The 10,733-nt window shown below is 71.3% G+C and carries 7 protein-coding genes; 5 read left to right on the top strand and 2 right to left on the bottom strand.

Going from position 1 to position 10,733, the window contains the following annotated elements; translation table 11 throughout:
* The first annotated feature begins 136 nt into the window (after positions 1-136).
* From IG08_RS0135295 to IG08_RS0135285, 3 genes are all read left to right on the top strand, one after another.
* Positions 137-1,282, top strand: a complete 1,146-nt coding sequence (locus IG08_RS0135295; protein ID WP_030612287.1) for an ABC transporter substrate-binding protein — start codon at positions 137-139, stop codon at positions 1,280-1,282.
* Positions 1,283-1,394: 112 nt separating this feature from the next.
* Positions 1,395-2,591 (top strand): sensor histidine kinase, encoded by a 1,197-nt coding sequence (locus IG08_RS0135290; RefSeq protein ID WP_030612284.1) that lies wholly within the window; start codon positions 1,395-1,397, stop codon positions 2,589-2,591.
* On the top strand, positions 2,588-3,244 hold the full coding sequence (locus IG08_RS0135285; protein WP_030612282.1) for a response regulator transcription factor: 657 nt from the start codon (positions 2,588-2,590) through the stop codon (positions 3,242-3,244). Before IG08_RS0135290 ends, IG08_RS0135285 begins: the two co-directional genes overlap by 4 nt.
* 37 nt (positions 3,245-3,281) lie before the next feature.
* Here the strand turns inward: IG08_RS0135285 and IG08_RS0135280 are convergent, their stop codons facing one another.
* Positions 3,282-4,013 (bottom strand): DUF1775 domain-containing protein, encoded by a 732-nt coding sequence (locus IG08_RS0135280; protein ID WP_030612279.1) that lies wholly within the window; start codon positions 4,011-4,013, stop codon positions 3,282-3,284.
* A gap of 231 nt (positions 4,014-4,244) precedes the next feature.
* Between IG08_RS0135280 and IG08_RS0135275 the strand changes: the two genes are divergently transcribed.
* Positions 4,245-5,264 carry a LacI family DNA-binding transcriptional regulator gene (locus IG08_RS0135275; protein WP_030612277.1) on the top strand — a complete coding sequence of 340 codons (1,020 nt, stop codon included), beginning with the start codon at positions 4,245-4,247 and terminating at the stop codon, positions 5,262-5,264.
* Positions 5,265-5,266: 2 nt separating this feature from the next.
* On the opposite strand, the gene IG08_RS0135270 is transcribed toward IG08_RS0135275, so the two are convergent.
* Entirely contained in the window at positions 5,267-9,190 is a 3,924-nt protein-coding gene (locus tag IG08_RS0135270; RefSeq protein WP_030612275.1) for a glycosyl hydrolase, read from the bottom strand.
* Between the two features lie 219 nt (positions 9,191-9,409).
* Between IG08_RS0135270 and IG08_RS0135265 the strand changes: the two genes are divergently transcribed.
* The gene (locus tag IG08_RS0135265) at positions 9,410-10,708 is read left to right on the top strand and encodes an MFS transporter (RefSeq protein ID WP_030612273.1); all 1,299 of its coding nucleotides are present in this window, start codon (positions 9,410-9,412) and stop codon (positions 10,706-10,708) included.
* Positions 10,709-10,733: the final 25 nt, after the last annotated feature.

The raw sequence follows: 10,733 nt of genomic DNA, 5'->3' as shown, positions 1-10,733 counted from the left end.
CCTCTCGCCCGTTCCATCGAACGGTTGAATCCGAAGGCTGCGGATGGACGACGCGGAACGGATCGTGTCGACGGGAGACTTGCCGCGCCGCCGCGTACGGCACGTGGCGGCGGAACCAGCAGGAGGACCCCCCACCATGCCCAGTAACTTCAGCAGGCGTCGGCTGCTCGCCACCGGGGCCGGTGTCGCGCTCGGCGGCGCGGCCACGGCTGTCGCGACCAGCGCGCAGGGTGCCACCCCGGTCGGCGCCTCGTCGCTGACCGGCGTCCGCGAGGAGACGCGCTCCCTCGACGAGCTCTACGAGGCGGCGATAGCCGAGGGTGGCAAGCTCGTCCTCTACCAGGGCGGGGACGTCGACAGTCAGGCCGCCGGGGTGCGGGCCGGCTGGGCCGCCCGCTTCCCCGAGGTCGAGCTGACGGCCGTGGTGGACTACAGCAAGTACCACGACGTCCGCGTCGACAACCAGCTCGCGACCGACACCCTGGTCCCCGACGTCGTCCAGCTGCAGACGCTCCAGGACTTCACCCGCTGGAAGCGCGAGGGCAGGCTGCTGCGCTACAAGCCCGCCGGATTCTCCGAGGTCCACAAGGGGTTCAAGGACCCCGAGGGCGCGTGGACCGCGATCGCGGTCATCGGCTTCAGCTTCCTGTACGACATCCAGGCGGCCGGCGCCAACGCGCCCAGGACCCCGCAGGACCTGGTCGACCCGCGCTGGAAGGACGCCATCGCCTCCTCCTACCCGCACGACGACGACGCGGTGCTCTTCCTCTTCTCCCTGTACCAGCAGAAGTACGGCTGGGACTGGGTGGCCGACTTCGCCGCGCAGCAGCCGCAGTTCGCCCGTGGCTCGCACACCCCCGGTCTCGCCGTGGGCGGCAAGCAGAAGACCATCGGGGTCGGCACGTCCGGCAGCGCGGTCTCCACGTCGACCACGACGAAGTGGGTGGTGCCCGAGAGCGCCCCGTTCATGGCGTGGGGGCAGCGGGCCGCGATCCTGAAGCAGTCGGCACACCCCGCGGCCGCCAAGCTGTACGTGAACTGGATGCTCTCCGAAGAGCGCCAGAAGGCGAGCTTCAACGGCTGGTCGGTGCGGACGGACGTCACCCCGAACGCGAGTCTCAAGCCGGTGTGGGAGTTCCCGAACGCCAACGTGGACGGCTTCCCGCGGTTCATGGAGGACCGTGCCGCGATCGAGCGGCTGAAGCAGACCTTCGCCCTGTACTTCGGCGAGGTCAAGGGCGACCCGTCACCGGGCTGGCTCGGTCTGCACCCGGGAGCCTGACATCAGCGCGGGTACGGCTCCACCTGGGCGTTTACAGCGAGCACACAGGTCCCGGCTTACAATCCTGGCCCTGTTGTCGCATCCGCCCGGCCCGCCCCAGGGAGCCGCAGCCGTGCCCACCACCGCCCTCGCGCTGCGCCGGCCCTCCGTGTCGGCGCGGCACCTCCCGCACCTGGTGTTCCTGGTCGCGGCCGCCGGCACGCTCGTCCGGCTCTTCCAGCTGAACAACGAGCTGTGCTGGTCCGTCGCCCCGCCCACCGCCGCGCTGGCCCTGCTGTACGCAGCCGGGCTGGCCCGGTGGGGCCGGCTGGGCCGATGGGTCCGGCCGGTCTGGCTCGGCCTCCTCCTGTCGCTGTGGACCTGGGTGGCCTGGACCCTCCCGGCGCCGTTCACCTTCGGGTACGCGTGGCTGGCCGTGCCGCTGGCCCTCCTGGCGCTGCGGATGCCGACCGGCGTGGAGCGAGTGGTGGCGCTGGGCGTCATCACGGTCCTGCTGGTGGCGGCTCTGATGCGGGCCGGCGACGGCCTCGACCCCGATGTGCTGGCACCGCCGGTCGCCGCCGTGTGGGCCACCGTGCTCCTCTACCGCACACAGCAGCAGCTGACCCGCGAACTCGCAGGCACCCGGGACGAGTTGGCGCGGCAGCAGCGGGAAGCCGGGCGGCTCGCCGAACGGGCCCGCATCGCACGGGATCTGCACGACACGCTCGCGCAGGAGATCGCGGGCAGCCGCATGCTGCTCCAGGCCGCCGAACGGGACTGGGACCGCCGTCCGGACGCGGCCCGGCGGCAGGTGCGGGTGGTGACCGAGGCGCTCGGCGAGCATCTCGCGCAGACCCGCGGCATCATCCACGACCTGACCCCGCCCGTCCTCGCCCAGGACGGTCTGGAGTCGGCGCTGCGTGACCTGTGTGCCCGTACGGGTACCGCCGCCGGGGCACCCCGGGTCACCTTCCGCACCGAGCACGACGCGTGTTCCCTCCCCACCGAGCGGGCCGTGGCTCTGCTGCGGGTCACTCAGGGCCTCCTGGCCAACGCGTACGAACACGCGCGGGCCGCACACATCCAGGTCACCCTGACCTACGGCGACGAGGCGACGGCGGCCGTGGAGGTCCGGGACGACGGAGTGGGCTTCGACCCGGCCGCCGTACGGACGTCGGACACCGACCGCGGATTCGGACTCGCCGCGGCCCGCGAACGGCTGGAGGCCTTGGGCGGGACACTGACCGTCGACAGCACCCCCGGGCAGGGCTCCCGTGTCCGGGCGGCACTGCGGGCCGCCGACCGGGTCCCGGTCGGCGCCCGATGAGCGAGGCCTCCGGTCCGCCGCTGCGGATCCTGATCGTGGACGACCACGTCGTCGTACGCGCCGGTCTGCGCGCGCTCCTCGAAGGCGAACCCGGCTTCGAGGTCGTGGGCGAGACCGGCGACGGCGCCGATGCGGTGCGCCTGGTCCAGCGGCTCGGTCCCGAGGTGGTCCTCATGGACCTGCGGCTGTCCGAGACGGGCCCGGTGGACAGCGGCACCGAGGCGACCCGCCGGATCCTCGCGGCCGCCCCCGGCACCCGGGTCGTCGTGCTCACGAGCTACGGCAGTCAGGCCGACGTCCTGCGGGCCGTGGAGGCCGGCGCCCGCGGCTACGTCCTCAAGGCGGGTCCGCCCGAGGAACTGTTCCGCGCGGTGCGCGCCGCCGCGGCCGGGGGCATGGCCCTGGCACCGGAGGCCGCGGCCAGTTTCCTCGGACGCACGGCCGAGCCGGCGCCCATGCTCAGCGAGCGCGAGATCGAGGTCGTACGGCTCCTCGCACAGGGGCGCAGCAACAGGGCCATCGCCGGCACCCTGTTCCTGGCCGAGGCGACGGTGAAGACCCACCTCGTCCGCATCTACCGCAAGCTCGGCACGGAGAACAGAGCGGGCACCGTCAGCGAAGCGGCGCGGCTCGGGCTGATCGAGCTCACCTGACCCCGGAGGACCGCCGGGACCGAGCCGACCGGCGGTGTCAGGCAGACCCGGTGCGGCGGCTCCTGAACCACCAGATTCCGCCGCCGAGCACGAGGACTCCCGCGCCGATGCCGAGGGGCACGGCGACCGGCATGCCGTCGTCCTCCGTGGAGTCCGCGGTCGGCTCCGACGGCGGAGTCGTGGACCCGGTCGCCGACTCGGCGGGCGAGGGGGCGGCCGTCGTGGGCTCCTCCGTCGGGCTGGGGCTCACGAGCTTCGCGCCGGCCGCGGCGGCCTTCAGTTCCAGGCGGGGAGCCGGGTGACCATGACCGTGGGCGTCGTCTCCCTCGTCCTCCCGTTCGATCCAGCGGTCCACCTGACCGTCGCTGTAGGTCTGCAGGGTCTTGAACAGCAGCGACTTCGCGTCCGGCAACTGCCGTACGGTGACGAGGTATTCGGCGTCCTCGCCCACCGCGAGCTTCGGCCCCGAGACGGTGTAGCCCCGGTTGGTGGCGGCGAGCTTCCAGCCGTCCGGGCCTTCCTTGTAGGTGATGTCGTCCGGCGTGATGCCCTCGGGCAGGATCACTTCCAGCTTGCTGATACCGGCGGAAGCGGACTCCGACTCGGCGGAGAAGGTCAGCTCGACGTTCTGGTCGAGGGCCCGCGCGCCGTCCGCCTCGACCTCCGCATGGGCCGCGGCCGGACCCGCTGTGGCGACGGCGACCGCGATCGCGAACGCCGTGACGACGCCGGAACGGCGCATGCTGCGTACCAAGGTCGGACGATGCACTGCGAACTCCTCGAGCCGATGGTGTGGGGTGGAGGCAGCTGGAATCCGCCTCCTCCCTACGAGTCGGACGCGGACCCCGTCGAGTTCCCGGCTCCCCCGTAAAACTTGAAACCGCACCGCCGTCACGGTTCGCAAAACATCAAAAACGTTCCAACCCCGGTCGGGTTAGACTTACGTCGCCTTGAGGACCACGTCGTGCCTGGTCGCACGGCTGCCGGCCACTGTGAGGGGGTGGACGTCATTCCGGTTCGCCCCGCCCGTATTCAGGACGTCGCGGCAGCCGCCGGGGTCTCGGTGTCCACGGTGTCGAACGTGCTGAACCGACCGGAGCGCGTCAACGCGCGCACGGCCGAGCGGGTCCGTGACGCGGTTGCCGCGCTCGACTACGTCCCGCATCCCGGTGCCGCCGGTCTGCGGACCGGGCACTCGTCCTCGATCGGTCTGGTGCTGCCCGACGTGGCCAACTCGTTCTACTCCCGCATCGCACGGGGTGCCGCGGACGCGGCGTACGACCACGGCTACTCCCTCGTGCTCTGCGACAGCGGGGATCAACCGGATCGGGAGCAGGGCTACTTCACCATGCTCGTCGAGCAACGGGCCGTAGGGGCCGTGGTGGTGCCGCTCAGCGCCGACCCCACCCGGCTGTCCCGGCTGCGCGAGCGCGGCATTCCCCTGGTGCTGGCCGACCGTGCGATGTCGGCCGAGGACGGCTGCTCCGTCTCCGTGGACGACGTCGCCGGAGGCCGTATCGCCGTGCAGCATCTCCTGGACTGCGGGGCGCTCGACATCCTCGTCGTGAACGGCGAACGGGGCATCCGCCAGTGCGCCGACCGCTACCAGGGCGCCCGGCAGGCGGTGCGCAGCCGGCGTGCGGCGCGGCTGGGCCAGGTCGTCGCCGAGGAGATGACGGTGGCGTACGGCATGGAGATCGCCCGCGAGCTCGACGACCTGCCCGACGGGGTGTTCTGCACCAACGACTTCCTCGCCGCGGGCCTGTGCCGCGGGCTCGGCGAGCGGGGCGTGAAGATTCCCGAGGACGTACAGGTCGTCGGTTACGGCGACCTCGACATCGCGAGCTTCGTGGGGACGACCCTGACGACCGTCCGGCAGCCGGTCGAGGATCTCGGCAGGGCGGCCGTGGAGATGCTGCTCGACGAGGTGGAGGCCCGGGCCGAACACGCCCATGAGGCAAGGGTGTTCGCACCGGACCTCGTCCTACGCGACTCCACGCGGCCTCACTCCGGTATCTGAGCTCAGCCGGGGATCCGGAGCGTCACCGGTCCCAGCAGGCCCGACGAGCGCTGGGACGGGAACGCCCAGGCGGTCGGCGTGGCTTCGGCGAGATAGGGGGCCAGGGTGTTGTTGACCGTCACCTCGATGCGGACGGTGCGCCCGGCGGTGCCGGGCAGTGCGAAGCGGTACGGGGCACAGAACGCCTCGCCGACGGGTTCCCCGTCGAGGAAGACGGCGACGCTGCCACGCACCCGCCCCAGGTCCAGCACCGGGTCCGGTCCGGCCGGCACCTCCAGCTCCCGCGCGTAGGTCACGCCCCCGCTCCAACCGGCCAGCCCCAGCGAGCGCCAGTCCCCCAGTGGCATCGGTGCCGGTACGGTGCGGACGCGGACCGGCCCACTCCAGGCGGAGCCGCCCCGCAGCGTGGCCGTGGGTGCGGTGACCACTTCGATCTCCGTGGGTTCTCGCAGTGGCTGATCCAGCGTCAGAACCTGTCCCTTCAGCGGTTGTTCGGCGCCCCCTCCGACCCGCACCCACCCGGGGAGCTCCAGCGGCAGGTCGACCGACACGGTTCCCGACGGCACGGTGAAGCGGAAGCGCTGGGCCGCTTCACGGACGTCGTCGGTGGACCGCAGCCGGAGCACGGCGGCACCGAGCGCCGGAGCACCGGTCAGCCACTCGGTGTCCGGCAACGGGTGCGGCCGTACTGCGGCAAGACAGTGCTGCAACTCCCCCCAGCGGCCCTCGTGTTCGACGGTACGCCCGCGCCACTCTCCCGTCTCCGCCTCCCAGCCGGCACCGCTGACCAGCGCGGTCGACTCCGCGCCCGCCACGAGGTCGACGAACACCGCGTCCCGTGCGTGGGCGCTGTCGGCCACGACCTCGAGCACGCGCTCGCCCGCTCCGAGCGTCAGTTCATGGCGGAAGAACATGGGCACGGCGCCCCAACTGGACTCGTAGTACTCCACCTTCTCCTGCCGCGCCACGACGGCACCGTCGATCAGCACGGTGACTCCCGCCGCGGCCCCGACCACTAGCACCGCCTCCGCGCCGTCGCGTGGGATGCGCACCCGGCCGCGGTAGGTCACGCTGCCGTCCGGTCGTACGCCGTCGGGCAGACGCATGAACTGCGGACGCGGCGCGAACCCGCCCGGACGGGACAGACAGAAGCAGCTGCCCAACGGCGTCCCGGCGGCACCAGAGATCAGCAACGGCCGGTCCTCGGCATCCGCCAGCTCGTACTCGAGCACGTTGCGCGCGCGCTCCAACTCCACCCGTGCGGACGCCAGATAGCCGCTGCTGCCCGTCTCCAGCCGTTCGCCGTTCCACCACACTCGCTTGGCCGCCGCCGCACCGACGTACAGGTCGGCCGGTCCGCGATGGTCGGTTTCCACGATCGTCCGGACCCGGGCGATGTTTCCGTTCCCGGGCACCGGGACACGCACGAACTCCTCCGGCACCAGGCCCTTGTTGCCGAGCAGGCCCTCCGGGTCCGGGATGCCGCGGCTCGACGAGTACAGGGAGACGCCCCAGTCGGCCGGTGCGAGCGGCAGCGTTCCGGACAGGACCTGTTCGACGGACGCGCGGTCCAACGGATCGGGGGCCTGCGCCGAAGGCACCGGAGGCAGGACACGCACCCGGTTGCCGTAGGTCACCCGCGTCTGTTCCCAAGGGGCGTCGTTCTCGGTCCAGCGCATGGTCCAGGTCTGCGGCTCGGCCACGGTCACCCCCGCGGGCAGGGCCAGGTCGCCCCAGGTGTTGTCCATGGTGGGAACCAGGCGGCCCGCCCAGCCGGCCGAGATGTCGATGGCCCGGGCCGACTCCGGTGGCGGTGTGAACCTCCGCGCCTCCGGGGTGCCTTCGCGCCATACGACGAGGGCGGCGGGGGCGCCTTCCAGGGGCACCTCGATGGTCGAGACGCCGTCGGACACGGTGACGTGTCCGGGACGCCGGGTGCCGGTCGCCGGGTTCCAGATCTCGGCCTCGGCGACCACGGCACGCACGGTGACGGACGAAGTCGGGGCGTAGCGCGCGGGGTCGATCTCGTGGTGGCCCCTCGGCGGATGCGCACGGGCATCGGGGAAGGCCGCCGTCACCAGGGCGACCGCCGCGTCGCCCTTCCTTCTGACGAGCAGGGGCACATCGCCCGTCGCGTATCCGGCGGCGTCGGCCACCGCCGCCGCGCCGGCCTCGGCGTCGCTCGTCCGCTCCAGCCGCGGGTGGGCCGACAGCGCCGCTACGACGATGTCGTCACCGGCCGACCCGGCGGCCGCCGTGGGCTCGCGGCCCACGACCACCACCCGGCCACCGGAGTCCAGCAGTTCGGTCAGCCGACGTGCCGTCTCCTCCTCCAGAACACTCGCCGAAGGCAGGAGAACAGTGGTGTACGCGAGGTCCCTGATGTGGAGGGCACCCTCGGCCGCCTTGGCCCGCTGCACCGAGGCGTCGTCGATGACGTCGAAAGAGACGCGGTGCCGGTCCAGGGTGCCGATCCGGGGCCGGAGCCAGTTGTTGGTGCCGCACAGGTCCAGGTAGTGCCGCTGTGTCTCGTCGACCTCGGCGTGGCCCTCGCCCAGGCGACCGTCGCCGAAGTGCTTGACGGGCGCGTCCAGCGGGATGAGGGCCTGCATGGTGGCCGTGGGGTGCAGAACCGCGACGTCGGCGCTGTAGGTGCCCCAGGACAGGAGCGAGCAGATCCTGGCGACGGCCCGGGAGAACGCGGGGTACTGCTGCCAGTAGGGCTGACGCCAGTCCGTGGACGGCGGCGCCCACTCGAACCAGCCGCCGGCGGTACCGAAGTAACTGGCGTGCGGGTTGTACAGGTTGGCGCCGCTGCGCAGGAAGGGCAGCAGCCAGTCGTAGGTCTCCTCCAGAGTGCCGCCCCAGCCGGAGGAGTGGAACGCCTCGATCCAGACCCGCTCGTGTCCGTAGAGGTGGGCCATGGAGGAGTGGACCTTGGCATCGCCGTGGTGGTCGCTGCCGGCGGCTCCGTACCAGCGGTGGGTGCGGAAGTAGTCCGAGTAGATCTGCGTGGACTGGGCCGGGTAGCCGGAGCGTGCGGGGTGGCTCTGGTCGCAGCCCAGGAGCATGCCGCGCTCGTCGTGCCAGGTGGCGAGCGGGCGGAACAGGGCCTCTTCGGTGAGTTCGGCGCGGACCGCGTAGTAGTCGGCGCGGATCTTGGCGGCCCGGGCGTCGGTGGTGTCGTGGAAGAGCGCCGGCAGGTGGTCGAGCAGGTCGTAGCCGCGGCGGGCGACGAACTCCTCGGGGAAGCGGCGGCTCCAGGAGTTGGTGCCCGGCAGTTCGTCCTGGAAGCTTCCGGCGATGACGTTGCCCAGATGGTCGGGGACGCGACGGTCGTACGCGTGGTGGACGGCGTCCAGCAGGAGGCCGACGGCGTGCGGGGCGAGGTAGTCGAAGGCAGTGGGGACGGCGAGGACCAGTTGCACCTCGGTTCCGTCGGGGGGCTCGGTGCCTTCGGCATACAGCCGTGCGCCATTCGCGTCGTAGACCCCCAGCAGCGTCTCCGAACCCTGCAACGCGACCGTGCCGCCGGCGACCACGGCCCGGCGTGAGCGCAGGGCCTGCCCCGCCGCTTCGGGATGCCGTCGGGTGACACTCCCCTGGACGTTGGCGCCGGAGAACCCGATCTGGTCGTAGAACCACAGGCGCGTACCGAGTTCCCCGGCGATCTCGCAGGCGTCGGTGAAGCGGGCCCACCACTCCTCGCCGAACCACGGCGGGTCGTCGGTCCGGGCGCCGAAACTCGGGCCGGCCGGCGCGAGGTTGATCACCACGAGGTTGTGGATGCCGCCTTCCGCGAACCTGCGCATCTGCCAGGCGAGACGGTCGCGGGTGACCTTCGCGCCCGACCACCACCACAGCGGGGTGGGCCCGAAGTCCCGGGGCGGAGCGTCGAAGAGCTGCTGCAGCGCGGGGGAGATCACGATTGCGGTCCTTCCGAGTACGGCTCGGGCACCCTCACGGATCAAAAACGTTTTTTGTCGACTCGGTCGTCAGCCACCTCGCATGTTCGCACCGGATCCGAGGGCCGGGAAGGAGGCCGTCGCACCTTCAGGCGAATGCGCGCAAGAGGGGTTGTTGGAACGTTTTTTGAACCCTATATTCACTGCGACCCCGGCCCCAGAGCCGCGAGGAGCCGCATCATGGCCCGATTCTCACCTGCCTCGGATCACCCGGAACAGCCCATCCCCATGCACTTGTGGAAGGTCGCGGCCCTCTCGGGCATGGCCTCCTACCTCGACGCCGCGCTCATCGTCAGCATCGCCGTCAACTTGGCCATCTACCGCGACAGTTACGACATGGGCGTGTGGATGGCGGGGGCGATCAGCGCGATCGTCACCGGCTGTATCGCCGTCGGTTCCCTCGTCGGCGGACGGCTCGCCGACATGTTCGGGCGCCGCCGTGTCTACAACCTGGACATCTTCTGCTACGCGGTGGGCGCGATCATCATCACGCTGGCGCCGAACGACATCGTGCTCTTCATCGGCGTGCTCGTCGCGGGGCTGGCGGCCGGTGCCGATCTGCCGACGTCCCTGGCCGTGGTCTCGGACGCCGCGCCCGCCGACGGCCGGGCGCGTCTCATATCCTTCACCCAGGTCATGTGGGTGCTGGGCATCGTCGTCGTCATCTTCCTCGGCTACGTCCTGTCGGACACCGGCATGACCGGGGCGCGGTTCATCACCGGCCATCTGGTCGTCGCCGCGCTGGTCACCTGGCAGCTGCGCTCCCGTCTGAAACTGGCCGACGAGCCGTCGGACGCGGAGGTGGCACAGGAGGCGGCCGCATTGGCCGCCCCGCGCGGCATCGAGCTCAAGAACGTGTGGAACCGTGCCGCGTTGCTGCCGATGGCCGCGACCCTCGTCTACTACGTCACCTGGGGCATCGGCGCCAACACCTTCGGCCAGTTCGGCACCTATCTGCTGGTCACGGTCAGCGGTGCCTCACAGAGCCTGGCCACCGGGATCAATCTGGCCTTCCTCCCGATCGCGCTGGTGCTGACCTTCGTCTTCGTCCGGATCGCCGACACCCCCTGGCGCGACCGGCTGTTCTACGTGTTCACGATCGTGCAGGTCCTCGCCTTCTGCATCGCCTCCCTCACGGCCGGCGCCCTGGTCGGCATGCTCGTCTTCTTCGTGCTCTACCAGATCTCCAACCCCTTCGCGGGGGAGGCCAGTTACAAGGTGTGGTCGCAGCTCACGCTGCCCCCGGACACCCGCGGCACCACCCAGGGCCTCACCTACGCCCTGTCGCGCGGGGTCTTCGCGGGCGTCGCGTTCGTCACGCCCGCGCTGATGGAGTACAGCGCGTCCCTGCTGCTCTGGTCGATCACCCTCTGCATGGCGGCTTCGGGAGTCGCGGGCGTGTACATCGTCCGGGTCCTCATCCGGCGTTCCCCTGATACCGCCGACACCCCCGCGAACCTGGGAGTGGCCCGGACCTGAATCCGAACCGGACCTCGGAAGGACC

Origin of the sequence: Streptomyces fulvoviolaceus, from assembly GCF_000718165.1 — a bacterium.
Classification (GTDB): domain Bacteria; phylum Actinomycetota; class Actinomycetes; order Streptomycetales; family Streptomycetaceae; genus Streptomyces; species Streptomyces fulvoviolaceus.
This window is presented reverse-complemented; position numbering and strand designations above follow the sequence as displayed.

Coding starts and splice junctions, on each gene's coding strand:
- IG08_RS0135295 (WP_030612287.1), top strand. CDS start 137: ATGCCCAGTAACTTCAGCAGGCGTCGGCTGCTCGCCACCGGGGCCGGT.
- IG08_RS0135285 (WP_030612282.1), top strand. CDS start 2,588: ATGAGCGAGGCCTCCGGTCCGCCGCTGCGGATCCTGATCGTGGACGAC.
- IG08_RS0135265 (WP_030612273.1), top strand. CDS start 9,410: ATGGCCCGATTCTCACCTGCCTCGGATCACCCGGAACAGCCCATCCCC.